At 63.5% G+C, this 26,500-nt stretch carries 29 protein-coding genes; 20 read left to right on the top strand and 9 right to left on the bottom strand.

What is annotated here, in order from left to right; all coding sequences use genetic code 11:
- Positions 1-185: 185 nt before the first annotated feature.
- Entirely contained in the window at positions 186-452 is a 267-nt protein-coding gene (gene rpsT, locus AC630_RS36210; protein WP_011083654.1) for a 30S ribosomal protein S20, read from the bottom strand.
- Between the two features lie 384 nt (positions 453-836).
- On the opposite strand from rpsT, the gene AC630_RS36205 reads away from it, so the two are divergent.
- The 3 genes from AC630_RS36205 (at position 837) to AC630_RS36195 (ending at position 3,002) form a co-directional block, all read left to right on the top strand.
- Positions 837-1,154, top strand: coding sequence for a hypothetical protein (locus AC630_RS36205; protein WP_074123183.1), 318 nt, complete (start codon positions 837-839; stop codon positions 1,152-1,154).
- A 208-nt stretch (positions 1,155-1,362) separates the two neighbouring features.
- The gene (msrA, locus tag AC630_RS36200; protein WP_074123182.1) at positions 1,363-2,019 is read left to right on the top strand and encodes a peptide-methionine (S)-S-oxide reductase MsrA; all 657 of its coding nucleotides are present in this window, start codon (positions 1,363-1,365) and stop codon (positions 2,017-2,019) included.
- A gap of 260 nt (positions 2,020-2,279) precedes the next feature.
- Positions 2,280-3,002: a polysaccharide biosynthesis/export family protein gene (locus tag AC630_RS36195; RefSeq protein ID WP_074123181.1), complete on the top strand. Its 723-nt coding sequence runs from the start codon at positions 2,280-2,282 to the stop codon at positions 3,000-3,002.
- Between the two features lie 141 nt (positions 3,003-3,143).
- On the opposite strand, the gene AC630_RS36190 is transcribed toward AC630_RS36195, so the two are convergent.
- The 3 genes from AC630_RS36190 to AC630_RS36180 form a co-directional block, all read right to left on the bottom strand.
- Complete coding sequence (locus AC630_RS36190; RefSeq protein WP_074123180.1) at positions 3,144-3,815, bottom strand: dienelactone hydrolase family protein; 672 nt, start codon at positions 3,813-3,815, stop codon at positions 3,144-3,146.
- A 190-nt stretch (positions 3,816-4,005) separates the two neighbouring features.
- Entirely contained in the window at positions 4,006-4,347 is a 342-nt protein-coding gene (locus tag AC630_RS36185; protein ID WP_074123179.1) for a hypothetical protein, read from the bottom strand.
- Between the two features lie 24 nt (positions 4,348-4,371).
- Positions 4,372-5,136 carry an alpha/beta fold hydrolase gene (locus AC630_RS36180; protein WP_074123178.1) on the bottom strand — a complete coding sequence of 255 codons (765 nt, stop codon included), beginning with the start codon at positions 5,134-5,136 and terminating at the stop codon, positions 4,372-4,374.
- Between the two features lie 320 nt (positions 5,137-5,456).
- On the opposite strand from AC630_RS36180, the gene AC630_RS36175 reads away from it, so the two are divergent.
- The 4 genes from AC630_RS36175 (at position 5,457) to AC630_RS36160 (ending at position 11,163) form a co-directional block, all read left to right on the top strand.
- Entirely contained in the window at positions 5,457-5,948 is a 492-nt protein-coding gene (locus AC630_RS36175) for a (2Fe-2S)-binding protein (RefSeq protein WP_074123177.1), read from the top strand.
- Positions 5,945-8,230: a xanthine dehydrogenase family protein molybdopterin-binding subunit gene (locus AC630_RS36170; RefSeq protein WP_074123176.1), complete on the top strand. Its 2,286-nt coding sequence runs from the start codon at positions 5,945-5,947 to the stop codon at positions 8,228-8,230. Before AC630_RS36175 ends, AC630_RS36170 begins: the two co-directional genes overlap by 4 nt.
- Before the next feature lie 461 nt (positions 8,231-8,691).
- On the top strand, positions 8,692-9,786 hold the full coding sequence (locus AC630_RS36165; RefSeq protein ID WP_074123175.1) for an HD-GYP domain-containing protein: 1,095 nt from the start codon (positions 8,692-8,694) through the stop codon (positions 9,784-9,786).
- Positions 9,787-9,870: 84 nt separating this feature from the next.
- Entirely contained in the window at positions 9,871-11,163 is a 1,293-nt protein-coding gene (locus tag AC630_RS36160; protein ID WP_074123174.1) for a cytochrome P450, read from the top strand.
- A gap of 109 nt (positions 11,164-11,272) precedes the next feature.
- Here the strand turns inward: AC630_RS36160 and AC630_RS36155 are convergent, their stop codons facing one another.
- Complete coding sequence (locus tag AC630_RS36155) at positions 11,273-12,853, bottom strand: ATP-dependent acyl-CoA ligase (RefSeq protein WP_074123173.1); 1,581 nt, start codon at positions 12,851-12,853, stop codon at positions 11,273-11,275.
- Between the two features lie 259 nt (positions 12,854-13,112).
- Positions 13,113-13,523 carry a VOC family protein gene (locus tag AC630_RS36150; RefSeq protein ID WP_074123172.1) on the bottom strand — a complete coding sequence of 137 codons (411 nt, stop codon included), beginning with the start codon at positions 13,521-13,523 and terminating at the stop codon, positions 13,113-13,115.
- Between the two features lie 126 nt (positions 13,524-13,649).
- Here AC630_RS36150 and AC630_RS36145 point away from each other — a divergent pair, with 126 nt between their 5' ends.
- From AC630_RS36145 to AC630_RS36120, 6 genes are all read left to right on the top strand, one after another.
- Positions 13,650-14,624 carry a Bug family tripartite tricarboxylate transporter substrate binding protein gene (locus AC630_RS36145; protein ID WP_074123171.1) on the top strand — a complete coding sequence of 325 codons (975 nt, stop codon included), beginning with the start codon at positions 13,650-13,652 and terminating at the stop codon, positions 14,622-14,624.
- 150 nt (positions 14,625-14,774) lie between these two features.
- The gene (locus AC630_RS36140) at positions 14,775-15,056 is read left to right on the top strand and encodes a DUF3551 domain-containing protein (RefSeq protein ID WP_074123170.1); all 282 of its coding nucleotides are present in this window, start codon (positions 14,775-14,777) and stop codon (positions 15,054-15,056) included.
- Positions 15,057-15,190: 134 nt separating this feature from the next.
- On the top strand, positions 15,191-15,454 hold the full coding sequence (locus tag AC630_RS36135; protein ID WP_074123169.1) for a DUF3551 domain-containing protein: 264 nt from the start codon (positions 15,191-15,193) through the stop codon (positions 15,452-15,454).
- A 107-nt stretch (positions 15,455-15,561) separates the two neighbouring features.
- Entirely contained in the window at positions 15,562-16,026 is a 465-nt protein-coding gene (locus tag AC630_RS36130) for an ArsR/SmtB family transcription factor (RefSeq protein WP_074123168.1), read from the top strand.
- Entirely contained in the window at positions 16,026-16,370 is a 345-nt protein-coding gene (locus AC630_RS36125) for an SRPBCC family protein (RefSeq protein WP_245330622.1), read from the top strand. Before AC630_RS36130 ends, AC630_RS36125 begins: the two co-directional genes overlap by 1 nt.
- A gap of 21 nt (positions 16,371-16,391) precedes the next feature.
- Positions 16,392-17,129, top strand: coding sequence for a DUF899 domain-containing protein (locus tag AC630_RS36120; RefSeq protein ID WP_074123167.1), 738 nt, complete (start codon positions 16,392-16,394; stop codon positions 17,127-17,129).
- Between the two features lie 192 nt (positions 17,130-17,321).
- Here the strand turns inward: AC630_RS36120 and AC630_RS36115 are convergent, their stop codons facing one another.
- The gene (locus tag AC630_RS36115; protein ID WP_074123166.1) at positions 17,322-18,569 is read right to left on the bottom strand and encodes a S1C family serine protease; all 1,248 of its coding nucleotides are present in this window, start codon (positions 18,567-18,569) and stop codon (positions 17,322-17,324) included.
- Positions 18,570-18,770: 201 nt separating this feature from the next.
- Here AC630_RS36115 and AC630_RS36110 point away from each other — a divergent pair, with 201 nt between their 5' ends.
- The 5 genes from AC630_RS36110 (at position 18,771) to AC630_RS36090 (ending at position 22,012) form a co-directional block, all read left to right on the top strand.
- A complete protein-coding gene (locus AC630_RS36110) occupies positions 18,771-19,388 on the top strand; it encodes a hypothetical protein (protein WP_074123165.1) in 618 nt (205 codons plus the stop codon).
- Entirely contained in the window at positions 19,375-19,749 is a 375-nt protein-coding gene (locus AC630_RS36105) for a winged helix-turn-helix domain-containing protein (RefSeq protein ID WP_027542101.1), read from the top strand. Before AC630_RS36110 ends, AC630_RS36105 begins: the two co-directional genes overlap by 14 nt.
- Positions 19,750-19,779: 30 nt before the next feature.
- Positions 19,780-20,520 carry a di-trans,poly-cis-decaprenylcistransferase gene (locus AC630_RS36100; RefSeq protein WP_074123164.1) on the top strand — a complete coding sequence of 247 codons (741 nt, stop codon included), beginning with the start codon at positions 19,780-19,782 and terminating at the stop codon, positions 20,518-20,520.
- A 228-nt stretch (positions 20,521-20,748) separates the two neighbouring features.
- Positions 20,749-21,435 (top strand): DNA-3-methyladenine glycosylase I, encoded by a 687-nt coding sequence (locus AC630_RS36095; RefSeq protein ID WP_074123163.1) that lies wholly within the window; start codon positions 20,749-20,751, stop codon positions 21,433-21,435.
- Positions 21,436-21,718: 283 nt separating this feature from the next.
- Positions 21,719-22,012 carry a hypothetical protein gene (locus AC630_RS36090; RefSeq protein WP_074123184.1) on the top strand — a complete coding sequence of 98 codons (294 nt, stop codon included), beginning with the start codon at positions 21,719-21,721 and terminating at the stop codon, positions 22,010-22,012.
- Between the two features lie 123 nt (positions 22,013-22,135).
- Here AC630_RS36090 and AC630_RS36085 read toward each other — a convergent pair whose 3' ends face one another.
- Positions 22,136-24,565 carry an outer membrane beta-barrel protein gene (locus tag AC630_RS36085; RefSeq protein ID WP_074123162.1) on the bottom strand — a complete coding sequence of 810 codons (2,430 nt, stop codon included), beginning with the start codon at positions 24,563-24,565 and terminating at the stop codon, positions 22,136-22,138.
- Between the two features lie 237 nt (positions 24,566-24,802).
- On the opposite strand from AC630_RS36085, the gene AC630_RS36080 reads away from it, so the two are divergent.
- Positions 24,803-25,144 (top strand): hypothetical protein, encoded by a 342-nt coding sequence (locus AC630_RS36080; protein WP_074123161.1) that lies wholly within the window; start codon positions 24,803-24,805, stop codon positions 25,142-25,144.
- 229 nt (positions 25,145-25,373) lie between these two features.
- On the opposite strand, the gene AC630_RS44655 is transcribed toward AC630_RS36080, so the two are convergent.
- Complete coding sequence (locus tag AC630_RS44655) at positions 25,374-25,658, bottom strand: hypothetical protein (RefSeq protein WP_143198579.1); 285 nt, start codon at positions 25,656-25,658, stop codon at positions 25,374-25,376.
- A gap of 450 nt (positions 25,659-26,108) precedes the next feature.
- On the opposite strand from AC630_RS44655, the gene AC630_RS36075 reads away from it, so the two are divergent.
- Positions 26,109-26,315 (top strand): hypothetical protein, encoded by a 207-nt coding sequence (locus AC630_RS36075; protein WP_143198578.1) that lies wholly within the window; start codon positions 26,109-26,111, stop codon positions 26,313-26,315.
- Positions 26,316-26,500: the final 185 nt, after the last annotated feature.

Below are 26,500 nucleotides of genomic sequence, written 5' to 3'. Positions count from 1 at the left end.
AAAATCACCCGCGGTAAAACTGGCTGACGCATCGTGGTGCCGGCGATGCAAATCTTCCAATCGTCGATTGGCCGTGGCGCGACTGCTCTTGCGAATATGACAGGCAATAAAAAAAGCCCGGCGCGATGCCGGGCTGATTTGACGAGCGCGATGTTCGATCCGTCGATCGACGGATCAGTTCGCCATTACTTGGCGAGCTTGGCGATCTGCGCGGTGAGCCGCGAGACTTTGCGGCTGGCATTGTTCTTATGAATGATGTTGCGCTGGGCGGCGCGCATCAGGGCGGGCTCGGCATTCGCCAGCGCCTTGACGGCGGCGGCGCGATCACCGGTCTTGATGGCTTCTTCGACGTTACGCACGGCACCGCGCATCTGGGTGCGGCGCGACTTGTTGACGGCGGTGCGGCGGGCGATCTTGCGCGTCGCTTTCTTGGCGGAAGTGGTATTGGCCATGGTCTCAATGTCCTTTGCGGTACCGGTCGCGTCTTGGTCGGGTAGCGCCGGCTGCTTGACCGCTTAATCGACGCTCGGATTTAGGGTGTTCAGTTGCTAGGCTGTCCCCGGAACATGAGCGATGGACTTGCGGCCATCTCTGAGGCTCGAAGAGCCTGCAACTGCTCAAAGAACAGCGGCGGCAGGATTTCGCCCACCGCCAGTTGGCGCCCTTATAGAGAGGGTCTGCGGCACCGTCAACGCTTTCCAGGCCCGGAAAAAGGGTCCCAGGCGGGCTGGATGCGCTCCGTAACGCCCTGAAGTGGTTGAATTTCTGCCGTCCTCCGGGTATTGGCTGGCGGCGTCTTTCGGGTCGTCCGTTCGGACGACCATATAGGGTGAGGCATGATCCGCGGCTTTTTCCGACTGATTGGGCTGTTGCTGCTCGCCGGCGGGTTCATCTTCATGGTCTATGACGGCGCCCGCTGGGTGGCCGACCAGACCCTGCGGTTCACCCGGTTCGGCCAGTTCTGGAACGACATCAACCAGGCCAGCCAGTCGGCATTCCGGACCTGGGTCGAGGCCAAGGCCCCCTGGCTCTGGACTTCGGTAATCCGCCTGGTGCTGGATCAGCCGGTTTTCGTTGTCCTCGGCATTCTGGGTATCCTGCTGATGATCCTGTTCCGCCCGCGCAAACCCCTGATCGGCTATTCCCGGGACTGAGCATGATCCGGACCCGAAGGGCCGCGTTGGCGCAAAGTGCGCAGCGGTTTTCCCAAGAGATCATGCTCAAACAATAACTTCGCGCTGACAGTAGCCGTAACAGGGCTGCCCCCTGCTGCGTATATGCCTATATTCACAACTGATCGCGAGGACGCCGCCTGAGCGCCCGGCTCACGCGATTCGACAGCTCGTTCCCGGAGATCCGTCCATGCTGTTCATGCGCAAGACCACCGCATTGCCGAGCGCAGCCGAAGCGCTGCCGGGCCGTGCGCAAGCCATTCCGACCGCGACCATTCATTTCGTCAACGGCGCGAAGTTGCAGCCGCCTTATCCTGCAGGCCTCGAGCAGGCCGTGTTCGGCCTCGGCTGCTTCTGGGGCGCCGAGCGCAAATTCTGGGAGCTCGGCGATGGCGTTTACGCCACCGCTGTCGGCTATGCCGGCGGCCATACGCCGAACCCGACCTATGAAGAGACCTGTTCGGGACGCACCGGCCACACCGAAGTGGTGCTGGTCGTGTTCGATCCGAAGAAGATCTCCTACGAGAAGCTCTTGAAGACGTTCTGGGAGAGTCACAACCCGACGCAGGGCATGCGTCAGGGCAATGATGTCGGCACGCAGTACCGAAGTGCGATCTACACTTATTCTGACGCGCAGAAGAAGGCGGCTGAGGAGTCGAAGGCGCTCTATCAGAAGGCGCTTGCCGCCAAGGGTCTCGGCGCCATCACCACCGAGATCGCGCCCGCCGGCCCGTTCTATTTCGCCGAGGACTACCATCAGCAATATCTGGCAAAGAATCCCGCCGGTTATTGCGGCCTCGGCGGCACCGGCGTGTCCTGCCCGATCGGGGTTGGCGTGAGCGCCTGATCCAACCACGAAATCGTCATGGCCGGGCTTGTCCCGGCCATCCACGATGTTCGCGCGGCACCAAGAACGTGGATGCCCGGGACAGGCCCGGGCATGACGACGTTGAGAGTGTCGCAAGCAAGCCGACTTGGGCGGCCTCCTTCTCTAAAGCCAATTTAGCGCCGCCCTGCCGCCCGCATTGCCGCGCGGCCCTTCCGAAACCCTTTGTTAACCATACCGAGTGCAAGACTGGAGCTGTCTCGTTTTCGGGGATAGCTCAAGTGCCGGTTGCACGCGCGTTTCGATGGTCGATCTTGGCAGCGTCCGCCGCGCTGGTCCTTGGCGGCTGCATGCAGACCGCCGGCCCCGTCGCGATGGTGCAGCCGCGCCCCGATCTCGACTCCATGGCTTATGGCCAGCCCTACAGCGCTCCGCAGCCGGTTGTCGTCGCCAATGGCGGCGGCGCTGTCGGCGCGCTGCGCAATTCCTTTGCCTCGTCGCCTGCGCCCATGCCGGTCGGTTACGGCGCGCCGATGGCTGCGCCGGTTCGCTACCATCTCGATGCCGGCGACAAGCTTCGCGTCGTCGTCTACGGCCAGGAAGGACTCACCAACAGCTACGCCATCGACGCCAGCGGTTCGATCACCATGCCGCTGATCGGCGCGGTACCGGCGCGTGGCCGCACCACGGCGGGCCTTGCCGGCGAAATCGCCGCGCGCCTGCGCAACGGCTACATCCGCGAGCCCTCGGTCGCCGTCGAGGTTGAGGCCTATCGCCCGTTCTTCATTCTCGGCGAGGTCACGGCGCCCGGCCAATACCCCTACGTGCCGAACCTGACGGTCGAGAGCGCGGTCGCGATCGCCGGCGGCTTCTCGCCCCGCGCCAAGCGCGACGTGGTCACCGTCACGCACACCGAAGCCGGCGGCTCCATGCGCGCCGTCGTGCCGCTCGGCACACCCTTGAGCCCCGGCGATACCGTGTTCGTCGGCGAGCGCTGGTTCTAGATTTCTCTCTCCTCCCCGTCATTCCGGGGCGCGCGTAGCGCGAACCCGGAATCCATTTCACCACCGACTCGGAAGCACGATGGATTCCGGGCCTGCGCCTGTCGGCGCATCCCGGAATGACACCGGAGAGATAGCCCTGCGCTACTTCAAATGCTCTGCGAAGAAGCCGAGGCTGCGCGGCCAGGCGATGTCGGAGCTGGCCTTGTCGTAGCTCGGCCGCTCGTCGCAGTGGAAGCCATGCTGGGCGCCGGGGTAGATGAAGACCTCCACATCCGGCCGCTTCGACTTGATGGTCTCGACGTCGGTGAGGGGAATGCCGTGGTCCTTCTCACCGAAATGCAGCTGCGTCGGCGCCTTCGGCGTCTCGTCCGCGAAGCGCACGACCGCGCCGCCGTAATAGCCGATGGCGGCCTTCAGTCCCGACAGCCGCGTCGCGGCGGCAAAGGCGACGCTGCCGCCTAGGCAAAAGCCGATGATGCCGACCGGCCCGACGTTCTTCACCGCATCAATCGCAGCTTGCGTGTCGCGCAGCATCGCCGCCCAATCGGGATTGGCGACGAATTTGCGCGCCTCGGCGATCTCATCGGGCGTATAGCCCGATTGGAAGTTCGGCGACGTCCGGTCGAAGATCGACGGCGCGATCGCGACATAGCCTTCCCCGGCGAGGCGGTCGCAGACCGCGCGGATGTGGTGATTGACCCCAAAGATCTCCTGGATCACCACCACTGCGCCCTTCGGGGCGCCTGCGGGATCAGCGCGATAGGCGCCGAGCTGAAAATTGTCGGAGGCCGTCAGTTTGATGTCTTGTCCCACGGGGGTTGTCCTTCTTGGTTGACCTTCGATGCACTCTGTCCCCTCATCCCGAGGAGCTTGCGCAGCAAGCGTCTCGAAGGATGAAGGCCGAGAGGTAATAGAGGGGCCTCATGGTTCTCGCGGCGATGCATAGCATCGTCTGCTGGACGGCGCTTCGCGCCTCCTCACCATGAGGGGTGAGAGTCCTGTCCTACTCCCACATCCAGTTCTCGCCGTAGTCCTCCTTCCATCCCGCCAGTCGACCGTGGCGGAATTGCAGGAACAGGCGATGGCGGTAGGGGATCAGTCTGCTGCCGCCGATGTTGCGCAGGGCGAGGTAGATCTCGTTGCCCGGGCGCCCGCGAACGTACTGCAGGGGTTGCCCTAGTGCGCGCGCGGTCTGCTCGGCGTCCATCCCGAAAGCAAGCGGTGTGTTGTTCGACAATGTCGCAACGAAAGGCTTGCGAGGCGGCACAGCGTTAAACGGCTCGGCCTGCACAGACGCAGAGAGAAGCGTCGCCACCACACCCGCAGCCAACTTCGCTCGCTTCATTGCCTGTGTCCTTGTCCGGCCAGCCTATCGCGGCAAGTTCTTCAGGAAAGGCAGGACCGCGTCAACAAAAGCCTGTGGCTGATCGATATTGACGGCGTGGCCGGCGGCCGGGATCACGACCTTTTGTGCGCCGGGGATCTTTGCGGCCATGTAGTCGGACGCCGCCAGGAACGGCGCGTCGTCGGCGCCGACCACGATCAGCGACGGCACCTTGATGTCGGGCAATAGCTCCATCACGCGCGCGTCGCGCTGGGTCAGCATGCCGCGCGCCGCAAGCGCCAATCCCTTGGCATTGCGATGGCTCGCGGTGGCGCGTTCGCGGGTCGCCGCTTTCAGGACCTCGAGGCCTTCGTGATCCAGCTTGTCGGCGGTGGCGAGCGCGCGCGTGTTCCAGGCCTCGCGCGCGTCGTCCTTCTTGAAGCCCGGCCCGGTGTCGATGATCAGCAGCGCGCGGGTGCGCTGCGGATGGGCGCGGGTGAAGGCGAGCGACATGTAACCGCCGAGCGACAGCCCGCCGATGATCGCGCGCTCGGCGCCGACCGCATCGAGGATCGCCGCCATGTCGCCGACGGTCAGAGCTTCGCTATAGGCTTTGGGATCGTCTGGATAATCGGACTGGCCGTGGCCCCGCATGTCCCACAAGATGAGCTTGTGGTCCTTGGCGAGCGCATCGACCTGGCCATGCCACATCGCCGAGGTCGAGGAATAGCCGTGCGTCAGCAGCAATGGCGGGCCCTCGCCATGGACTTCGTAATAGATCCCGACGCCGTCCCGATCGATCCTTGGCATGTCTCCCGCCTCTTTGTTCGTCGTTGTTTCGCGTCGATCTTAGCCCGCCGGGTTACCTGGAAGAAACTGCCTGAACGCGATGGCAAGCATGTCTGCCGCGAAGTCTGGTGCCATCTGTTGCGTCCAGTCGCTGCGTCAGGGCTGCTTTCGCGGCGCACAACGAGCAGATGTCGAGATAGTTTTGATCGATTCCAGATTGCATTTGCCACGACGTATGAACCTGATCATTCTCGCGGCCAAGGCTGGCGCCGGCCCGGTGGGCGTCCGCCACACAAGTTGCCGCCGTAAGCGGCTTCATGCACCGGCAGGGGAAGACGCCTATGCCAACACTCACCATCAACGGGCGGGGTCTGTCCGTGGATGCGGCGAACGACACGCCGCTCCTCTGGGCCATCCGCGAACAATTGCAGATGACCGGCACCAAGTTCGGCTGCGGAGCCGGGCTGTGCGGCGCCTGCACCGTGCACGTCAACGGCGAAGCCGTGCGCTCGTGCCAGACCATGGTCGGCGATGTCGCCGGCAAGAAGATCACGACCATCGAAGGTCTCTCCGCCAGGGGCGATCATCCGCTGCAGAAGGCGTGGATCGCCGAGCAGGTGCCGCAATGCGGCTACTGCCAGTCCGGGCAGATCATGCAGGCGGCCTCGCTGCTTGCGAAGAATCCCAACCCGACCAAGGAAGAGGTCGTGGCGCATATGGACGGCAATCTCTGCCGTTGCATGACCTATTCGCGGATCCAGAAGGCGATCATGCGCGCTGCAACCGAGATGCGTACCGCATCCGCCTCCGGCAACGAGCGGAGGCCCACATGAATCAGCACGTGAAGAACGTCACACCTGAGACGACCGATCTCAGCCGCCGTTCCTTCCTCGTCGGCACGGCCGCGACCGGCCTCGTGCTCGGCTATGCCGGCGTGCCCGGCGTCGGTGAGGCGCTTGCTGCCGCGCCCGCCAATTTCGAGCCGAGCGTGTGGTATGCGATCGCGCCCGATGGCCTGGTCACCGTGACCTGCGGCAAGGCCGACATGGGCCAGCACATCGCCTCCACCATGGCGCAGATGGTCTGCGAGGAGCTGGGCGCGAAATGGAGCGACATGCGCGTTTCGCTCGCCTCCAACGATCCGAGGTTCAACGACCCGGTGCTGGGCGCGCAGCTCACCGGCGGAAGCTGGTCGACCATGATGAATTTTGACGCCATGAGCCGGGCAGGCGCCGCGGGTCGCATGGCGTTGACGGAAGCTGCGGCCGTTTCCATGGGCGTGCCGGCCTCGGAGCTCGTGGTGCGCGATTCTGTGATCTCGCATCCGAAATCGAAGAAGCAGATGTCGTTCGCCGACATCGTCAAGAGCGGCAAGGCGACGAAGACCTTCACGCCGGACGAGCTCAAGGCGATCAAGCTGAAGACGCCGGATCAGTACACCATGATCGGCGTGTCTGTGCCGCAGCTCGACATCCCCTCCAAGACCAACGGCACGGCAAAGTACGGCATCGACGTGATGCTGCCGGGCATGGCCTATGGCGCGGTGGTCACGCCGCCGGTGCGCTTCGGCGCCACGGTGAAATCCGTCGACGACAGCGACGCGAAGAAGGTGCCGGGCTTCATCAAGGCCGTCACTCTCGACGACAAGACCCAGACCACGTCGGGCTGGGTGGTCGCGGTGGCCAACACCTATGCCAACGCGAAGAAGGCCGCGGCGGCGCTGAAGGTCAGCTATGACGGCGGGCCGAACGCAAAGCTGTCGAGCCAGTCGCTGCTTGATGAGGCAAAACGGCTGCAGGGCTTGGATGATTCCGGCCAGTTCTTCGTCAAGGATGGCGATCCCGCGGCTGCGTTTGGTTCGGCCGCAAAGGTGCTGGAGGCGGAGTACACCACCAGCATCAACATCCACGCGCCGATGGAGCCGATGAACGCCACCGCGGAGTTCAAGGGCGACATCCTGCACATCTATTCCGGCAACCAGTTCGCGACGCGCTCCGGTGCGATCGCGGCGGGCGCTGCCGGGATCGATCCGAAGTTCGTGGTCATGCACCAGATGTGGCTCGGCGGCGGTTTCGGCCGCAGGCTCGATGCCGACATGATGGTGCCGGCCGTGCAGGCGGCGAAGGCCATCGGCAAGCCGGTGAAGGTGATCTACACGCGCGAGAACGACATGACGATGGATTTCTCGCGTCCGCTCACCTATCAAAAGGTAAAGGCCGGCGTGGACGGCGACGGCAAGCTCGTTGCACTCAGTCACGACGTGGTCTCGGCCTGGCCGACCGCGCGCTGGGGAATTCCTGATTTCCTCACGCCTTCGGTCGACAAGAAGGGCCCGCTCGACTCCTTCACGGTGAACGGTGCGGACTTCTTCTACACCGTGCCCAACCATTATGTGCGCGCGATCAAGAACGAGCTCGCGCACAACGCCACGCCGTCGGGGCAGCTCCGCTCGGTGGCGCCGGGCTGGACCTTCTGGGCGGTCGAAAGCATGATCGACGAGATCGCGGCTGCGACCGGCAAGGACCCGGCGCAGTTCCGCATCGCATTGCTCGACGGCAAGGGCAAGAACGACGGCGGCGCGCAGCGGCTGCGCAACACGCTGCTCGCCGCGATGGGGCTCTCCGGCTACGGCACCAAGCAGTTGCCGAAAGGCGAGGGCATGGGCGTCGCCTGTGTCTCGTCGCAGGAACGCGCAACCGCGAGCTGGACGGCCTGCGTCGCCCATGTCGCAGTGGCGCCGTCGGGCGAGGTGACGGTGAAGAAACTCACGGTCGCAACCGACGTCGGCACGCAGGTCCATCCCGACAACATCCATGCCCAGGTCGAGGGCGCGGCGCTGTGGGGCCTGTCACTGGCGTTGTACGAGAAGGCAACGCTCAAGGACGGTGGCATCGAACAGACCAACTTCGACAGCTACAAGCCCTTGCGCATGAGCCAGGTGCCGGAGGTCGCGGTTGCCGTGATCGCGAATGGCGAGAAGGCCACCGGCGTCGGCGAGCCCGCGGTGACGGTCGTCGCCCCCGCGATCGGCAATGCCATCTTTAACGCCTCCGGCGCCCGGGTGCGGGCGCTGCCGATCACGGCTGAAGCCGTGAAGGGGGCGATGAAGGCGTAAACCGGGCTGAGATCGTGACGTGAAATGATCCGCCGGAGGGCAACCTCCGGCGGATTTTTCGTCGTGCTCTGCATCTCCATATTCGCTGTCATGCCCCGCCACCGGGTCTCGCCTTCGGCGAGCCCGATGACAGGCTCCGGCGGGGCATCCAGTACGCCGCGGCCTATCGATTCAACACTGCCGTCTCGGAGTACTGGATCGCCCGCCCCAGCACGCAATTGCGCACAAGGCGGGCGACGACGGCGTTGAGACTTCAGAGCTCAAAATCCCCTTTGTCATCAATGGCCGGGCTACTTTGCATGGGGTTGTTTTCGCGGTTTTGATGGGAGCGGGCTGCGCAGGCAAATCCGTAAAATTGCGCCCAATTCCGCAGGGTTCCATTGAGCACGCCTCTTAAGGCCCGGAGAACCTGATCAGGCTTAGGCTGACGCCAAATACACTCCCGTGTTTTTGGGGAAGCCATGAACGCCTCAGCCAAACCCACAGCCAAACGCAGGCTTCTGCTCGCTTCCGACCAGGGTGATGCGAGCAGCGAGCTCGCCAGCATCCTGAAGGCGGTCGGTGACGTCTCGACGGTCGCGACCCATGACATTCCCGAGCAGCCGTCGCGCGATCTCTCCGGCATCGTGGTCGACATCAACCTGCGCTCGCCCGAAAGCGTGCAGCGCGTGCGCAACAAGCTGCGCGCCGACGCCTATAGCTCGATGCCGCGGCTGTTCGTGCTGGCAGACGCCTTGCACCACGGCACCATGCAAGCCTGGGCGCTGGGCGCCACCGATACGATTTCGCGACCGTTTCAGCCCGACGCGATTCTGCAGCGCATTCGCGCCGCGTTCCCCGACACCGCCACCTATGATGCGACCGATCGCGGCAAGACGCTCAATCGCGGCGTCGAGGCGGCGCATGCGGTGCTGACGAAGATGTTCGAGAAGCTGCCGCTCGGCGTGCCCCTGACCTTCGACGACGTCATCGCCTCCGAGAGCAAGATCCTGAAAGCTATCAAGCACTCCTCGCTGCGCGAATGGCTCACCACGGTCGGCTGTCACCACGTCGGCAGCTACCGGCACTGCCTGTTCGTCACCGGCTTTGCCGTCGCCTTCGCGCAGCATCTCGGCATGCGCGAGGACGACCAGCGCCGGCTGACCCGCGCCGCGCTGCTGCACGATGTCGGCAAGGCCTTCGTTCCCTCCGCGCTGCTCGACAAGCCGGGCAAGCTCACCGACGAGGAGATGGCCGAGGTCCGCGAGCATCCGCGTCGCGGCTATGAGGCGCTCGCCGAGCAGGGCGGCTTCCCGCCGGAGATGCTCGACGTCGTGCTGCATCACCACGAATTCCTCGACGGCAGCGGCTATCCGAACGGCCTGTCGTCGAACCAGATCAGCGACATCGTGCGGCTGACGACGATTGTCGACATCTACGCCGCCCTGGTGGAGAGGCGCGCCTACCGCATGCCCTTCACCCACTCGCGTGCCTTCACGATGATGGAAGGCATGGGCGGCAAGCTGGATCAACAGCTGCTGCAGGCGTTCCGGCCCGTGGCGCTGGGGTCATTCTGAGCGCTCTGCCCAGCCGTTAGACGCAAGCCTCACACGTCCTGGCCGGGTTAGCTAGGCGAGCCAAGCTGGAGCTGGGGCAAACGCATGAATGCGACGGCTTTGAGCGGCGATCCCGACATCCCCGCCGATATCGCGGCGACCCTGGTCAATCCGGCGGCCTATGCCGATGACCGTATCCACGACACCTATCGCTGGCTGCGCGCGAATAATCCGCTCGGCATTGCTCGCCCGGAAGGCTTTGATCCGTTCTGGGTCGTCACCAAGCACGCGCATATCCAAAGCATCAGCCGGCAGAACGAGCTGTTTCACAATGCCGACCGTCCGACCACGCTGACGACGCGCTCGGTCGAGGAGCGCGTGCGAAAGATCACCGGCGGGCCGAACCTGGTGCGCTCGCTGGTGCAGATGGATGCGCCGGATCATCCAAAATACCGCGCGCTGACCCAAGGCTGGTTCATGCCCGCCAATCTCGGCAAGTTCGAGCCGCGTGTCCGCGAGATCGCACGCGCCACGGTGGCGCGCATGCTTGCGCGGGGCGGCGCCTGCGACTTCGTCGAGGATGTCGCGCTCGGCTATCCCCTGCATGTCATCATGGAAATCCTCGGCGTTCCCGAAGCCGACGAGCGGCGCATGCTGCGCCTGACGCAGGAGCTGTTCGGCCCCCAGGATCCCGACACGGCGCGCATCAAGGAGCAGCTTTCCGCCGAGCAGTTCTCGATGATGATGCAGGCGGTGGTGCAGGATTTTTCCGCCTACTTCCGCAAGATCACCGAGGACCGTCGCGCCAATCCGCGCGACGATCTCGCCACCGTCATTGCGAATGCGAAGATTGGTGGCGACTACATGCCGGAGCATGACGCGACCAGCTACTACATGATCGTCGCAACCGCCGGGCACGACACCACCTCATCCTCGACCGCCGGCGCGATCTGGGCTTTGGCGAAGGACCCTGCCGAGTTCGCCAGGGTCAAGGCCAATCCGGAATTGATCCCGGGCCTCGTTGACGAAGCGATCCGCTGGATGACGCCCGTAAAACATTTCATGCGCGCGGCGACGGCGGATACCGAGCTCGGCGGGCGCAAGATCAGGAAGGGCGACTGGCTGATGTTGTGCTACGCCTCGGGCAATCGCGACGAGGAGGTGTTCGAGGAGCCGTACCGGTTCAGGAGCGACCGCAAGCCGAACCGCCACGTCGCCTTCGGCTATGGCGCCCATCTCTGCCTTGGCCAGTATCTCGCAAAGCTCGAGATGCGCATCCTGTTCGAAGAGCTTCTGCCGCGGCTGAAATCGGTGTCGCTCGACGGCGACGTGAAGATGACGCAGGCGTATTTCGTCAACGGCCCGAAGAAGTTGCCGATCAGGTTCGAGGTGGCCTAGTCGGGAGTGCATAGGGTGGGCAAAGCGAAGCGTGCCCACCGCCTTTGTCTCTGCGGAAAGATGGTGGGCACGGCGCTGTGCGCCTTTTGCCCACCCTACGGCACCGTGCTTACCCCACCATCTTCCTTAACTCCGCCTTCGCCACCTTCTCCAGCGTCGAGCGCGGCATGTCGTCGACGAGCCTGATCTCGCGCGGCACCTTGAAGTCGGCAAGGCCTTTGCGGCAGGCCGCCATCACGCTGTCGTGCAGATCGGGCCGCGCGCCGGCGACGCCGCCATGCGGGATGATGAACACGACCGGGACCTCATCCAGCATCGGATGTTTCTTCGCCACCACCGCGGCCTCGCGCACGCCGGGAACGACCGCGATCACCTGCTCGATCTCGGAGGCCGCGACGTTCTCGCCGCCGACCTTCAGCATGTCCTTGGCGCGGTCGCCGAACCTGATGAAGCCGTTCTCCAGCCGGACGACGCGATCGCCGGTGACGAAGAAGCCGTGCTCATCGAAACTTTCGCGCGTTGCCTTCTCGTTGTGCAGATATTCGGCGAACAGCGACAGGCCGGGAATGCCCTTGATCGAGAGATTGCCGGTGTCGCCGACCGCGGTCGGCTGTCCGTCATCGTCGGTGATGCGGATCTGATATTCCGGCGCGGCGCGTCCGATGGACATCGGAATGTTGGGCTGGTCGACCTCGCCGATGATGCCGTGGGTGATGGTCTCGGTCATGCCCCACCAGCCGATAATCTTGACGCCGAAGGCGGCAAACGCCGGCGGCTCGTTGATGGCGGAGCCCCACAGGCGGAATTTGTGATCTTTCGGGATCTCCTGCTCGAGCAGCGCCTTCATGCAGAACGGTATAGTCGAGGTCCAGGTCGAGCCGTGCTCGCGCGCGGCGCGCCAGAACCGGCTTGCGGAGAAGCGCGGCTGGATCACGCAGGTCGCCCCGACCCACAGCGTCGCCAGCATCGAATAGGCCAGCGCATTGGTGTGGAACAGCGGCAGATAGGTCTGGTGCACGTCGCTTGCGTGCAGGTCCTCATGCGCGGCATTGATCTTGGCGCCCCACAGCGCGTTGGCGTGGGTCCAGAGCACCGCTTTCGGGCGCGATGTCGTGCCTGACGTGTACTGCACGCTGCATGGCGCGAACGGATCGGTTGCGCGTCGCGGCCGGTCGGCGCTGTCGGCGAACAACGACTCAAAACTGTCGCCGCGCGAGACTGCTTGCGCAGGTGCTGCGCCGGCATCGTGCGAGGTCACCGCCATCCAGCGAATGTTGCGGCAGTTCTGCGCGACGATTCCCGCATAGGCCGGCTGCGTGATCGCGGCCACCGCGCCGCAGTGATCGGCAAAATATTCGATCTCAGCGGGTGCGGAGCGGGTGTTGGTGGTCACCGCGATGGCGCCGAGCTCGACGCAGGCAAACCAGGCGAGCAATGCCTCGATGCAATTGTCGAGATGAATGAGCACATATTCACCCGGCTTCACGCCGCGTTTGGTGAGCCCCGCCGCGAGCGCGCCGACCCGCTCGTGAAATTCGCCATAGCTCCAGTGCCGCGCCGGCGCGTCGAACGGTGCCCAGATCAGGAACGGATGATCGCGGCGCACCTCGGCCCGCATCTTCAGCAGCCAGGGCACGTCGAGCCCATCGAAGGGGCCTACGATTCCGGCGGCGGTCTGTTGAATAGGCATACGTCCTCCCATGCAGCCTGCATCTTGATGGCGGCCGCCTTTGGATTATTGCGTCTTCCTGCCATCGGTTGGCGCGGAGAGCAAATCGCGGGGCGCATGCGGCGTATTCTCCTCCGTCATTGCGAGGAGCTCGCGACAAAATTGCGTAGCAATTTTGCGCTGATGCGACGAAGCAATCTAGGTTGTTGCCGCAGGGACCGTCTGGATTGCGTCGCTCCGCTCGCAATGACGGTGGAGTCGGCAGCGGACCCTGTGCGCCTCAATCCTCGTACGACGAGATCTCGATCAGGCTGCCGTCCGGATCCCTGCAATAGACCGAGCGCAGCGTGCCGCGGGCGCCCTGCTTGGGAATCGGGCCTTCCTCGATCGCGACGCCATGTGCCTTCAAATGCGCCACCACCTCGTCGGGCGCAGCAGAGGTGAGGAAGCACAGGTCCTCGCTGCCGGCGGTCTGGTGGTCGGCGGTGAACCACTCCACCTTGTCGGCGTCGCGCGGCCGGACGTTGATCTTTTGGTTACCGAACTGAAGAGAAGTCCGCGGCGCTTTGCCGCCGCCGGGGTCGAACACCTTGACTTCCATGCCGAGGATCTTGCGATACCACTCGGCGGTAGCCGCGACGTCGGCGACGTTGATCACGAGATGATCGAGGGCCTTGACCTTGACCGTCATGCCTTATCCTTTCGTCGTGATGCGCCCCGCGCACTATCCGCCTTTGACGAGCTTTGTTACAACCGCCTCGACGCCACATTCAAGATTTCTGGCCTTCAAGAACAACACGTTGGGAGAACCCTTCAGATGATCACTCGCCGTACCGCGCTGGGCCTGCTCGCCGCCAGTCCGCTTGCAGCCAGCCCGCTGTCCAGGGCATTCGCCGCCGACTATCCGTCACGGCCGGTGAAGTTCGTGGTCGGCTATCCGCCGGGCGGCGCCACCGACATTCTGGCCCGGCTGATCGGACAGCGGCTGTCGGAACGGCTCGGCCAGCAATTCGTGGTCGAGAACAAGCCGGGCGCCGGCAACAATATCGGTACCGAATCCGTCGTCAATGCCGAGCCCGACGGCTACACCGTGCTGCTGGTCAATCCGGCCAACTACATCAACGCCACGCTTTACGCGAACCTCAAGTTCAACTTCGTCCGCGACATCGCGCCGATCGCCGCATTCCAGCGCGTGCCGAACGTGATGACCGTCAACAAGGATGTGCCCGCGAAGACCGTCGCCGAGTTCATCGAATATGTGAAGGCCAACCCCGGCAAGGTGAACATGGCTTCCTCCGGCAACGGCACCTCGGTGCATCTGTCCGGCGAGATGTTCATGGCGATGACCGGCTGCAAGATGCAGCACGTGCCCTATCGTGGTGCGGCCCCCGCGATCACCGACATGCTCGGCGGCCAGGTGCAGGTGATCTTCGACAACATGCCCTCGATCATCCAGCACATCCGCTCCGGCTCTTTGCGCGCGCTCGGCGTCACCACCGCCCAGCGCTCGCCGCAGCTGCCTGACGTGCCCCCGATCGGCGAGACCGTGAAGGACTACGAGGCGAGCGCGCTGTTCGGCATCGGCGGGCCGAAGAACATGCCAAAGGAGATGATCGCCAAGCTCAACAATGAGATCAACACGCTCATGAAGGAGCCCGATATGACCAAGCGTCTGGTCGAGCTCGGCGGTGATCCGCTGGTGCTGACGCCGGAGGCGTTCGGCAAGGAGATCGAGGCCGAGACCGCCAAGTGGAAGAAGGTCGTCGAGTTCGCCGGCCTGAAGGTCGAGTAGCGATCTTGTGATGATCGGGAATGGAGCCCTGCCGTCCGGCAGGGCTTTTTTCCTGCGTGGTCAGTTCCGTTGATCTGGAATAAAAGGCCGCGACGAAACCTGATCATATGTGGCGCCGTATCTCGCGCCATGGAGAGAGGAGTTGGGATCATGCGCAAGACGCGATTGGCCCTGCTGACGCTGGGAGCGACGGTCCTTGCCGGGTTCGCCACGGTCACTCCTGCTGCCGCGCGCGACTATCCCTGGTGCGCGCAGGGCGGCGAGTACGACTATCCCGGCGAATGCGCTTACAGCACCTATGAGCAATGCCAGGCCAGTGTTTCCGGCCGCCTGCTGTACTGCGGTCCCAACCCGATGTACTACGCCTATGGCCAGGAGCCGCGGCCGCAGCCGCGGGTGCATCGCCGCACCCGGCCCGTCGCGCCGTACTAGTTGAGCTCGCGCTCCACGGAGCCATCGCCGCCTCGGTGGCGGATTTTTCGCGGGGGCGCTCCGGAATAAATTGGCTCCGCAAACCTTTCTCACTGTGAGGTCGCATCTCGCGCGGCGAACATGGGAGGTCGGTCATGCGCAAGGCGCAATTTGTGCTGGGCACGACAGCCCTTCTGTGGCTCGCTGGCGGTGGCCCGGCGCGTGCGGACTATGATTACGCGTGGTGCATTCAGGATTCGGAATACGGCTATCCCGGCGACTGCTCCTATCAAACCCGCGAGCAGTGTCTGCTGAGCGCGTCCGGCCGCAAGGGGTTTTGCGCACAGAATCCAGCCTACATGGTCACGCGGCCACAGCCTCAGCCGGTACTGCGCGGTCGGCATGTTCCACGGCACTAACCGGGTCTCGCGCTCCATATTGACCGCTGCCTGATCACGCAGTCGTGCAGTTCGACGTGCCCGGGTCTTTGCTTGACCTCGTCTCGCTCGCGTCTATACTAAACCACATGGTTAAGTATCAGGACGAGACACTCGACCGGACCTTTGCGGCGTTGTCCGATCCGACGAGGCGCGAACTGCTAGCGCGCCTCGGCGAGCGGGACAGCCTGTCGGTGAGCGAGCTGGCCGCGCCGTTTCCGGTCTCGCTGCCGGCGATCATGAAGCATCTCGACGTGCTCAGGGATGCGGGCCTGATCGTGCGGGAGAAGACCGGGCGCACGGTCTCTTGCCGGCTCACCGCGCAGCCGATGGAGCAAGCGATGAACTGGCTCAATCGTTACGCGCAGTTCTGGTCCGACAATCTCGACCGTCTTGCCGCCTTTGTGGAGGAGAATCCATGGCCAACGCAGCCGTCAACACCGATCCTCGCACAGCCGCCCCGCCAATCGAACGTCCAAGCCTCACGCTCACGCGCCGGCTCCGCGCGCGGCCCGAAAAGGTCTACGCCGCCTGGACGCAAGCCGAGCAGCTAATGCAATGGTTCGGGCCGCCGAACATGAAGCCGGCGACGTTGAACGCCGAACTCGACGTTCGCACCGGCGGGCGCTATCGCATCAGCTTCACCCGCGACGACGGTGAGTATTTCGAGGCGGGCGGCACCTATCGTGAAGTCGTGCCGAACGAGCGGCTGGTCTTCACCTGGGCCTGGCATTCGACGCCGGAGCGCGAATCGCTGGTGACGATCTCGCTGAAGCCAGATGGCGCCGGCACGCTGATGGTCTTCCATCACGCTCAGTTCTTCGACGAGACCGCCCGCGACAATCACCAGCGCGGCTGGAGCTCGTTCTTCGACAGGCTCGACGCCTTCGTCGGCTGATTTCCGTTAGAGGAGAGCAATATGCAGCAACATCAGATCGTCTCGCGCGAGCAATGGATTGCAGCTCGAAAAATCCATCTGGCGCATGAGAAGGAGCTTAGCCAGGCGCGAGAGCGCCTCGCCGAGGAGCGCCGCGCATTACCCTGGGTGAAAGTCGACAAGAACTATTTGTTCGACGGGCCGAACGGCAAGGTGACGCTTGGCGATCTCTTCAAGGGTCGCCCGCAGCTCGTTGTCCAGCACGTGATGTTCGCGCCCGACTGGGAGGCCGCCTGCAAGAGCTGCTCGTTCTGGGCCGACGGTTTTGAGCGCATGGTGCCGCATCTCGCCGCGCGCGACACCACGATGGTAGCGATTTCGCTGGCACCTGTCGCAAAGCTCGAGGGCTTCAAGAAGCGGATGGGCTGGACCTTCGACTGGGTCTCGTCGGGGAGCAACGACTTCAATTACGACTACGAGGTCTCGTTCACGCGCGAGCAGATCGACAAGGGCGTGCCGAAGTACAATTTCGGCACCACGCCGTTCTATGGCCCGGAGCTGCCCGGCATCAGCGTGTTCTTCCGCAGCGAGACCGGCGAGATCTTCCACACCTATTCCTGCTTCGCCCGCGGTCTCGACATGATGAATGCCGCCTATCAGTACCTCGACCTCACCCCGCTCGGCCGCCACGAGCAGGGCCTGCCCTATCCGATGGACTGGGTGCGCCTGCGCGACCAATACGAGCCACAGGCGGCGAAGGGGGCGTGCTGTCGCGAGTGAGGGGGCGCTAACGGTGTCATCGCCCGGCTTGACCGGGCGATCCAGTACTCCGAGACGGTATCGGTCGATCGATAGGCCGCGGCGTACTGGATTCTCCGCCGGAGCCTGTCATCGGGCTCGCCGAAGGCGAGACCCGGTGGCGGGGAATGACAGCGGAGATTGACGCAGCAGCGTATCCTCCGCGTCTAGCGTTCACCGTTTCGCGTCGGCCTGCTCCGTGCTGTTGCACGAGATCAGCATCGTATACGGCCGCGCGTTGCCCGCGATGTCGGTGGTCTTGAGCTCGCCCTTTGGCTCCGCGGTCTGGTAGGGCACCACGGAATTGTCGAGAAAGTCTCGCAGCGCGCCCGTTTTGATGGCGAAGTTTATGTTCTCAGGAATGTTGCCGGTTGCTGCGGCGATCCGTAATCCGTCAAGTTTGCCCGTGACCACGCCTACGATCTGTCCGGTGGTGTCAAACAGCGGGCCGCCGCTATTGCCGGGCTGTACCGCGGCGCTGATTTGCAAGAAGCGCGAGTCGTTTCGCAAGCCGCTGAGCGAGCTCACGATGCCTGTCGTCACGGTGAAGTCCGAAGTCAGCAGCCCGTGGAAAGGGAAGCCGATCGCGATGATGGAATCGCCGGAGCGGATCGAACGGTCGCGGATCCGCGCAAAGTCCTTAAATGTCGTCGTCGCCGGCGCCTGCAACAAGGCGAGGTCATTGTTGGCGTCGCTCGACACGACGCGCAACACCATCGCGGCCTCGCCGGTGAGGTTGCCCTTGATCTCGCCGACGCAACCGTCAATCACATGATTGTTCGTGACGATGTGCCCGTTGGCGCTCACAACACAGCCGGTGCCGCTCTTGGTTCTGGCAGATTTGCGGCCGGCCGGCGGTGAGCCCTGCTTGTCCGGCGCGGCCTGCGGCTTGGCGGCAACCTTGGTGAAATCACCGGCCTTGCTGAGCCCGTCGGCTTTGACTCTGGTGACGCAATTGGCCAGCGCAGCGATCACGGGGCCGGTCGAGGACAAATCGAAATTCAGGACGGTGCGGCCGCTCGTTGCGACCATCAGGCTTGCCTTTTGAAACGTGCGTACGACGTTGGCGGGCATGACGGAGGTGAGCATGTTCGGCTGATTGGCGGTGGCAAACAGCCTGGCCTGTTCCTGTCCGTCAAAGATGACGTCGATCGCGGCGTTCTCGCCCTGCTTGAAGCTATAGCTGGGACTCGCAAAGCTCAATATCCATGAACCGGCAGCATTCTGGCCGACGACGAGAATGACGCCGTTGGCGTAAGGCGCCGTCGCGGCGCAATGGGAGAAGGCGCCGGTCTGGTCGTTGCTGAAGGCGCCGCCGATCCAGTTGCCGACATTGACGGAGCCGAACGGCCCGGCCGCATGCGCTACTCCGACGACACTCACCTGCAACAAGGACGCAACGACAAATGACTTAAGCCGCATATCTGCCCCCCGGAACGCTTTTGGGCCCATCATATCTGTGGGAGGAGGCGCCGCGCAACCGGCAGTTGTTCTGATCCAGATCGGACTCCTCGGGGCGGCTTTCGGGCTTGCCTTTGCTTTGCCGTGCTATATGCTTTGCAATACAAAGTGACGGGGCAAGCAATCCGAAAACACGGGCGGAGCGAGGTTTTGGCGTTGCCAATGCGCGATCTCGACAAGGCACTGGCGGACATCGTGGCGATCCGCAGCCAGATTGCGGCGGGCACGGCGTTCCGCGGCTATGGCCCGGCGACCATGGCTGCGACCGGCGTCGTCGCTCTGATCACGGCGATCCTGCAATTCTGGCTGCTCGGCGATCCCACCGGCGAGCCACTCGGTTTCTTTCTCGGTTGGTTCATTGCCGCCTCGCTCTCCGGGTTGATGATCGGCATCGAGATGCGCTTGCGATCGCGCCGCCATCACTCGGGTCTTGCGGACGCGATGATCCACCAGGCGGTCGAGCAGTTCCTCCCTGCCGGCGTTGCCGGCGTGCTGCTTGCGGTGGTGATGTGGAAGTTCGCAGCCGAGACGCTGTGGCTGTTGCCGGGCCTGTGGCAGATCCTGGTGTCGCTCGGCCTCTTCGCCTCGATCCGCTCGTTGCCGCGCACTGTCGCGCTAGCAGGCGCCTGGTACTTCGTTTCGGGTTTTGCGGTCGTGGTGCTGGCGAGCCAAACCCACACTCTGTCGCCATGGACCATGGGCCTGCCTTTCGTGATCGGCCAGTCGGTGATGGCGGCCATTCTGTATTTCGCGTCCGGAGACAATGATGTCGAAGACTGACAGCGCGCCGTTCTCATACGAAGGGCTCGACCGCGTGATCCACGAGAAGGCGAGGCTCGGGCTCCTGACCTCGCTGATGGCGCACCCCAAGGGCCTGGCGTTTGCCGATCTCAAGCAGCTCTGCGGCCTCACCGACGGCAATCTCAGCCGGCATCTCGCTGTGCTCCAGGAAGCCGGTCTCGTGGAGGTGACCAAAGGCTATGAGGGCAATCGTCCGCACACGACTTGCCGCCTGACCAAGGCCGGCCGCCGTCGCTTCCTCGACTATCTCGCCGTGCTCGAGCGGCTGGTGCGCGACGCCGCCAAGGCCGCTGGCCGCGAGGCGCCGCCGCTTGGCCGCCTCGGTATCGTCTCGACCTGATCCTCCCCTTTTTTGACCGGAGACTTTGCCATGCAAAGTGCTGTCACCTCGTGCGACGACAAGCTTCATGTCGGCATCATCATGGACGGCAACGGACGATGGGCAACGCGCCGCGGCCAGTCGCGCGTGCGCGGCCACGAGGCCGGCGTCGAGACGATCCGGCGCATCGTCGAGGCCGCGCCCAAGCAGGGCATCGGCACGCTGACGCTCTACGCCTTCTCCACCGACAATTGGCGCCGGCCGAAAGCCGAGGTCGCCGCGCTGATGACCTTGCTGCGCTTCTACCTCGCCAACGAAGTCCAGAGCCTGGTGAAGAATGGCGTGCGCCTCACCGTGATCGGCCGCCGCGACCGGCTGCCGGACGGCATCGCCAATGCGATCGCGCGCGCCGAAGACGCCACTGCTCACGGCAGCACGCTTCACCTGCGCATTGCCGTCGACTATTCGGCGCGCGACGCCATCCTCAACGCCGCGGCAAAGGCGGCCGCGCTGACCAGCCTCACCCGCGAGGCATTCTCGCAACTCGTCACCGGCGAGGCCGCACTTCGCGACGTCGATCTCATCATCCGCACCAGCGGCGAGAAGCGGCTGTCGGACTTCCTGCTCTGGGAAGGCGCCTATGCCGAGCTGCACTTCACCGAGCGGATGTGGCCCGAATTCGACGCGGGCGATCTCGCGGCGGCCCTGGCTTCCTTCCACGGTCGCGAGCGTCGTTTCGGCGGCCTGCAGGCGATCATGCCCGAAGAGGTGCCTTCACTCTCCCGAGTGTGACGCACGGCACAGGGCGCTGAGCAGCGTAAGGCAGCAGGTCATGCAGATCGGTCACGACCACGCAGCGCGCTGAAGATTCGTTCACGAGATTGAAATCTCGGGGAATTCCAGAATCCTACACAGCAAACAGCGGACCGGCGCCGCCGCTTCTTTGCGTCGATCATCGCAGGACTGGACCGGACCATCGAATTCTGGTGACGTTGGTGCATCTTCAACGCGGGTATTCGCATGACCTCGTTCAAAACCATTCGAGCCCGCGCCGAGAAACGCAAGGGCGGGCCCAAGGCCCTGGAAAAACTGATGCCGGCAAGGCCCGACCTGAAGCGGCTGGCGAAGCTCGGCGACGACCGCGTTCTCGCGGAAATGACAAAGCGGGTGTTTTGCGCGGGCTTCGCCTGGAGCGTGATCGACAACAAATGGGACGGTTTTGAAGATGCCTTCCTGCGCTTCCAGCCAGCCAAGCTCACCTTCCAGCCCGAGGACTATTGGGAGAGCCTGCTGCGCGACGCGCGCATCGTGCGCAACGGTGCCAAGATCATGTCGGTGCGCGACAACGCCGCCTTCGTCCAGGAGATCGCGAAGGAGCACGGTAGCTTCGGCAAGTTTCTGGCGAAGTGGCCATCGTCCGACGAGATCGGCCTGCTCGGTCTCCTGACCAAGCGCGGCAGCCGCCTCGGCGGCAACACCGGCCAGATGCTGCTGCGCTTCGTTGGCTGGGACGGTTTCGTCACCTCCAGGGACGTCGTCGCCTGCCTGCGCGATGCCGGCCTTGATATCGCAGAGGAGGTCAAGTCCAAGGGCGATCTCGCCAAGGTGCAGGCGCAGTTCAACGCCTGGGCCGAGGAGACCGGCCTGCCCTACACATATCTGTCACGCATCTGCGCGCTCTCGGTCGGCGAAAACCGGAGCGAATAAGCGCCAGGGCAGCGTATGCGAGCCAGGCGGAGATGGCGCCGACCGCGACATCCGGATCGTCGAGGGCGAAGCTTGATTCCTCCACCCGCAGCAGATCGTGAACATCCTGTGGCGATCCCGTGCCGCTGGCGCGGCAGATGCAACGCGCGATCACGAAATACATTTTGCAGGAACATTTGCGCGCAGCGCCCGTTCGGGAGTTGAGCCAGGCGAACAACGGCGCAGGGAACGCTCGCTCCGGCTCAGCTCAATGAAACCCGACGTGACAGAAACGGAGCAGCTCATGAAGCTCACATCCGAACAGGTGAAGCAGACCGTCAACCAGCTCGGCGCCCAGGTGCTGCCCGACGAGCATCCCGCCATGCCGCAGCTCAACAGCATGTTCGGAGAGCATACGTTCTTCGTGGACGAGATGGGACTGAAAGTCCTCGAGCCCACCCCGTCAGTCGGCGCGGACCGCCAGACCAGCGAAGTCGTCAGTCTCGCCGACTGGAGCGATTCCGACCTGACGCGCCTGATGGCGCACGAGCCCGAGCCGACCGGCGTGATTGTCGTGTTCGAGCACGTAAGGCATTGATTGCGAGTGGGTGCAGCGATCTCGCTTGTGTCGGCTCGCGTTCGCCATACTGCCGAAGCGGCAGTATGGCGAATTGCTTCGATGAGACGTCGGACGCCGCTTTGAGTGTGTTCGTCCTTCGTGTTAGTCCCTGGCGGCGATGGCGGTCGCGGGACCAAGGTCGAACTTGTAGTTCACGCCCATCTTGAACAGGTCGACAGATTGCCGGACGACGATATTGGCGTCGCTGACGACGGCCACAGTCGGAAACGGCACGCTCCTGGACGGCAGGCCGATATGGTCGTATTCGGCGAACGTGGTCCAGCGATTGGTGAGCGCGTATTCGAGCCCGACCCCGGCGGTCCAGCCCCACGCCGTGTCATGCGTGCTGCCATTGCCCAGCGCGAGGGCAAGGGTGTCGCCAAGCAGATTGTAGCTCGTATCGGTCCAGGCGCCGCCGGCCTTCACGTAGGCGAGCGAGCGGTCGAAGGCATAGCCGACCCGGCCGGTCACGGAGCCGAGTGAGTTGACGATGTGCTGGCAGTTGATGCCGCCAAGGCCGGAGAAACAGGTGTTCTCGCCGCGCAAGTCCGCCCAGCTTACTGCAACTTCGCCACCGAGCACCCAATGGCCGGTCTGCCAGTTGATCCCGATCTGACCGCCGCCGAGCGGGCCTGGCGCGCGGGTCTTGTCACCAAATCCTGCGACGTTGACGTTGCCGAAGGGGTCGACGGTCGAACCGAACGGGTCGGACCACCCGGCGTTGCTGACGCCGCCACCCAAATGCCCACCGACATAGAAGCCGGTCCAATTCACCGTACCCGCAGCGAGCAGGGCGGGCGCCTTGGTTGGCATGGCCGTAATCCTCGACGCGTTCGTCTCGCCCCAATGGTAGGACGTCTGCACGAACACGCCGTAGCGTTCGGCGCTGTAACGCGACGGTTCAACATCGGCAGGGGTGGGCGGGAGGGTGAGGAAGTCGAACCCCGCGGTACCGGTATCCATATTCCAGGCCCAGTAACGGCCGCCGACGCCGACGGTCCAGTTGGGCGTGACGTAGTAGTCAAGCATGGCCTCCAGCATCATCCCGTTGCCCTTGTTCGATGCGTCGGGGCCCAGAAGCTGGCGCCATAGATGGTTGTCCAATCCGTTGTAGTTCACCGCGGTCAGGTAGGCGGCTTCCGCAGTGAGCCTGAGCCGGTCGCTGAGCATGAGTTGAGAGACCATGCCTATGCGCACCGAGTCAAAGTGATCGTACTCGGTGATAGCCATAAAGTTCGCTGGAGCTGCGGGTGAGCAAGCAGGGTCGCCGGCAATTTGGGTGCATCCGTAAGTGTTGATGCCTTGCTTGTAACGATCGTATCCGACGAACGCTCCAAGCTTGGCGCCCGGCGCGTTGAAGACATTGTAGCCAACGTCAATCGTTCCGTAGGCCAAATGTCCCGATGCGCTCGACAGCGTGTTGGAATAGACGGCAAACGCCGGAAAGTCCTCGTCGTTCATTTGGCCGTTCGAAAGTGCGCCAGCGCCCAAATTTCCCTTGATGAATAATCCGCTGTCATGATCGGCTCTAAAGAATGTTTCGCCGGAGACACCCTCCAGCCCCCCGTAGGTGAGGCGAGAGAGGAGAGCGAGTGGGGGCGGACTGAACAGCGGGCCTTCCTGCTCCTGGCCGTTGCTCAGCCATAGCCGCGCTCCGGCTTCGAACTGCCAATTCGTGAAGACAGACGGCGTGGGCGACACGGGCGGCGCCTTGAGTGGAAGCATCTGGGCGCTACCCTGCGCCGGGTCGGGCGCTCCGAAGTGATAATTCAGTCCGGCGCGAACGATGTCGGCCGACAGCGAACTCGAATGACCAATGGTTTGGTTGGGAGGGACGCCCATGGCCGCAATTTCAGCGTTGGCCGCGCTGGGAAATGCGACGTGAAGATAGTCGGCCTTGATGCTCAGCCGATCGGTGAGGGGCGCCTCGACGCCGCCGCCGACCGCGTAGCCGGCAACAAGCTTGTTGATCCGGCCTGCCTCCGCAATGCCGAAGCTATCAATAAACGTAAAGTCGGTTTGCAACCGGGTCAGGGCGAGGCCGCCCGTGGCATAGAAGAGCCAGTTGTTGGGCGCCACGAAACCGATGCGTGGCCGCGCAGTGAACAGCCAATCGGTATTGCCGTAGTCGGTGGTGGTGAAGACGTCGCCCGGCATGGTCGCAGATGGAACTGCGGCCTTATCGACCACGCCGTTGAGATGCATTGCTTGCAGATCGGCTTCGATGCCCAGCAAGAAATTGCCGATCTGCCAATTGTAGCCGCCTTCGAGGCCGGCCGCGAAACCGGTCGGCTTGATCGTTTGAGCGCTGGCCGCATTCACCGCCGCGATGTCTTCTGGGCTCAGGAAAGTGCCTGACGTCGTGGTCTGCGTGTTAAAGCGGCCCCAGACCGCCCCGGTGACGACGCCGCCATAGAAACCATTCCAATTATACCGGCTAGCGGTTGGAGCGACCGCGACGTCAGCGGCATGTCCTGTACCGGCACTCAGCAACGCCGCGACCGCGGCGCCGCACAACAGACGCTTCTTCAATATCCGCCCCCAAATCACAAAATGTATCGCCCGGGGTGTCCTAACATCGACCGCGCATCACTCAAGGTTTCCTGGACCGCACGTCGCGAGTTTCCAGGACCGCACACCACAAATCGTCTGGCGTGTGGCGCGCCGGCCACTACGACATTGTCATCCTCCGTTGGCGGACTGGCGATTTGCTCCCAACCATCGCGATGCGGTACATGCCACGCACGAAGAACCTTTGAGCGATGCGCCATGAACACCGCGGCCTACGAAGAGATCCATCGCTTGTGGGACGAGCTGTCGGATTTTGAAGCTGGTCAAACCGCACAGGCCGTCGCTCACCTGATGGCCTTCCTCTGCGATCAGAGCGGCGCGTGGAACGCGACCTGGGCCGGCGCAATCCGCGTCGCTGGGAATAGCGATGACGATCCGCTGCAGGGGTGGCGCGTCGCCGCGATGAATTCACTCCATCCGGTCGCTCCACATCCCGACGACGAACACTTCAAGGACATCCTGCGGCTCTGGGATCAGCGGAAGATCGACCGGTGGACCAGCTTGCGGTCAATCGGCCCACAACGTCTGATCTGTCATTGAGCACGCTATTGCAGCCTCGCAGGACCGCGCGCTCGGAGATGATCGATGATGACTGCAAGCGTCGTTCGTGGCATTTCCTACCTATGCCACAAATCGCCGGGGTCTTTCGACGGAGTTCACTTGTCGCGTAGTTTGAGTGTCGGCGAGGCCCAAACTAGTCCATCAGGTCCGCCAGTTCCCGCTGGCTGGCGCCTCTCCAACGAGCAACCTCGCCGATTATTGGGGCAGACTATCTCGCCTTGTGTGGATCGCCCGCGGTCCGCATCAGGCGATCCGCCTTTACCAGCACGCGATCGTCAGCCGGCTGCGGCCGCAGTGAGAAGCTGACCGCGACAAAAGCGACGCAGAGCACTATGCCCACCGCCATAGCGCGCTGAAAGGTTGGCCTATCAGCATTTTGAAATGAGGGGGTGCTACTCCTCTTTGCCAGCTGTTCAAATCCAGCTTGGGAAAGCTTTTGCAATTGTTCGGTTTCGCGATGCTCGATGGAAAGCGCGCGGTAGTGAGCGGCCATCTCACGATAGTGTTCTCCCGTGACAAAAGATCGATCGCCTCCGCAGCGCGTTTTTCAAACGCTCGGGCTCGGTCGGCAAGCTCTTTTGCCTTTGACATCGGGCACCTCATTCTAAGGTGGTCCGCTGGAAACCAAATAATTGGTCGGCCGGCGCGTCAATTCGGTTCAACGCCTGGACGACCTCAGGTTCACGTTGACGAGTCTAATAGCCGTGTCGCGCTGCACTTTGTTTGCGAACTAGATGACCAATATCTCCAGCTTGGATTGCTTTTCGTTCAAGCGCCTTTCGACAAACTGGTGTTCAAACTTCTGTCCCGCGCTCACCTTGCCCCCCCGGTTCCCAACGGCGGCGGGGGTGGGACAGTAACCATGTCCCATCTCGCCGCAATAATTTCACAGTTTGAGGAACCAATACCCATGCCCGCTGGGGGATCAGCGCATGGGGGAGCCATGACTAACAGCGAGTGGAAGGAGCGCTGGCACGAGGTCGAGCGCTTTCGATTGATGGCGCAGGAAACGACAGACCCAGTGGCGACGGCTCTGCTTCTCGATATCGTGTTGGACTTGGAAGCGGGTCTGAATGAGTTGGTCGACGTAGAGGCGCAGGGGCTGCCGGGGCTTGGGGCCGCGGCTCGAGTTGCAGGCTTGGTCGATTGATCCAGCCAGGCAACCGGAGCTGTTCGGCCAGCAACTCGCCATAGCTTCGCGAAGTTGCTCCGCCGCCCGACTGAGGAACGGCGAGGGCGCCGGCCCGCCGGTTCGCGCTGGCGGGCCCTCCAACGCTCATCCTTCGCCGCGCGGGTTCGCTGCTTGCCGGTGTCCCGAGCGAGCGGACGGTGTCT

This window comes from Bradyrhizobium sp. AS23.2, from assembly GCF_001908185.1.
Lineage (GTDB): Bacteria > Pseudomonadota > Alphaproteobacteria > Rhizobiales > Xanthobacteraceae > Bradyrhizobium.
Note: the sequence above shows the minus strand (reverse complement) of the source record. Positions and strands in the feature narration are given on the sequence as shown.

Bases quoted from the DNA above. Each gene is read 5' to 3' on its own strand.
- AC630_RS36090 (WP_074123184.1), top strand. From the start codon at position 21,719: ATGAAGCTCACATCCGAACAGGTGAAGCAGACCGTCAACCAGCTCGGC.
- AC630_RS36080 (WP_074123161.1), top strand. From the start codon at position 24,803: ATGAACACCGCGGCCTACGAAGAGATCCATCGCTTGTGGGACGAGCTG.
- AC630_RS36100 (WP_074123164.1), top strand. From the start codon at position 19,780: ATGCAAAGTGCTGTCACCTCGTGCGACGACAAGCTTCATGTCGGCATC.
- AC630_RS36155 (WP_074123173.1), bottom strand. From the start codon at position 12,853: ATGCCTATTCAACAGACCGCCGCCGGAATCGTAGGCCCCTTCGATGGG.
- AC630_RS36125 (WP_245330622.1), top strand. From the start codon at position 16,026: ATGCAATGGTTCGGGCCGCCGAACATGAAGCCGGCGACGTTGAACGCC.
- AC630_RS36135 (WP_074123169.1), top strand. From the start codon at position 15,191: ATGCGCAAGGCGCAATTTGTGCTGGGCACGACAGCCCTTCTGTGGCTC.
- AC630_RS36180 (WP_074123178.1), bottom strand. From the start codon at position 5,136: ATGCCAAGGATCGATCGGGACGGCGTCGGGATCTATTACGAAGTCCAT.
- AC630_RS36145 (WP_074123171.1), top strand. From the start codon at position 13,650: ATGATCACTCGCCGTACCGCGCTGGGCCTGCTCGCCGCCAGTCCGCTT.
- AC630_RS36175 (WP_074123177.1), top strand. From the start codon at position 5,457: ATGCCAACACTCACCATCAACGGGCGGGGTCTGTCCGTGGATGCGGCG.
- AC630_RS36140 (WP_074123170.1), top strand. From the start codon at position 14,775: ATGCGCAAGACGCGATTGGCCCTGCTGACGCTGGGAGCGACGGTCCTT.
- AC630_RS36105 (WP_027542101.1), top strand. From the start codon at position 19,375: ATGTCGAAGACTGACAGCGCGCCGTTCTCATACGAAGGGCTCGACCGC.
- AC630_RS36075 (WP_143198578.1), top strand. From the start codon at position 26,109: ATGACTAACAGCGAGTGGAAGGAGCGCTGGCACGAGGTCGAGCGCTTT.
- AC630_RS36185 (WP_074123179.1), bottom strand. From the start codon at position 4,347: ATGAAGCGAGCGAAGTTGGCTGCGGGTGTGGTGGCGACGCTTCTCTCT.
- AC630_RS36095 (WP_074123163.1), top strand. From the start codon at position 20,749: ATGACCTCGTTCAAAACCATTCGAGCCCGCGCCGAGAAACGCAAGGGC.
- AC630_RS36170 (WP_074123176.1), top strand. From the start codon at position 5,945: ATGAATCAGCACGTGAAGAACGTCACACCTGAGACGACCGATCTCAGC.
- msrA (WP_074123182.1), top strand. From the start codon at position 1,363: ATGCTGTTCATGCGCAAGACCACCGCATTGCCGAGCGCAGCCGAAGCG.
- AC630_RS44655 (WP_143198579.1), bottom strand. From the start codon at position 25,658: ATGGCCGCTCACTACCGCGCGCTTTCCATCGAGCATCGCGAAACCGAA.
- AC630_RS36110 (WP_074123165.1), top strand. From the start codon at position 18,771: ATGCGCGATCTCGACAAGGCACTGGCGGACATCGTGGCGATCCGCAGC.
- AC630_RS36165 (WP_074123175.1), top strand. From the start codon at position 8,692: ATGAACGCCTCAGCCAAACCCACAGCCAAACGCAGGCTTCTGCTCGCT.
- AC630_RS36115 (WP_074123166.1), bottom strand. From the start codon at position 18,569: ATGCGGCTTAAGTCATTTGTCGTTGCGTCCTTGTTGCAGGTGAGTGTC.
- AC630_RS36160 (WP_074123174.1), top strand. From the start codon at position 9,871: ATGAATGCGACGGCTTTGAGCGGCGATCCCGACATCCCCGCCGATATC.
- rpsT (WP_011083654.1), bottom strand. From the start codon at position 452: ATGGCCAATACCACTTCCGCCAAGAAAGCGACGCGCAAGATCGCCCGC.
- AC630_RS36130 (WP_074123168.1), top strand. From the start codon at position 15,562: ATGGTTAAGTATCAGGACGAGACACTCGACCGGACCTTTGCGGCGTTG.
- AC630_RS36120 (WP_074123167.1), top strand. From the start codon at position 16,392: ATGCAGCAACATCAGATCGTCTCGCGCGAGCAATGGATTGCAGCTCGA.
- AC630_RS36205 (WP_074123183.1), top strand. From the start codon at position 837: ATGATCCGCGGCTTTTTCCGACTGATTGGGCTGTTGCTGCTCGCCGGC.
- AC630_RS36150 (WP_074123172.1), bottom strand. From the start codon at position 13,523: ATGACGGTCAAGGTCAAGGCCCTCGATCATCTCGTGATCAACGTCGCC.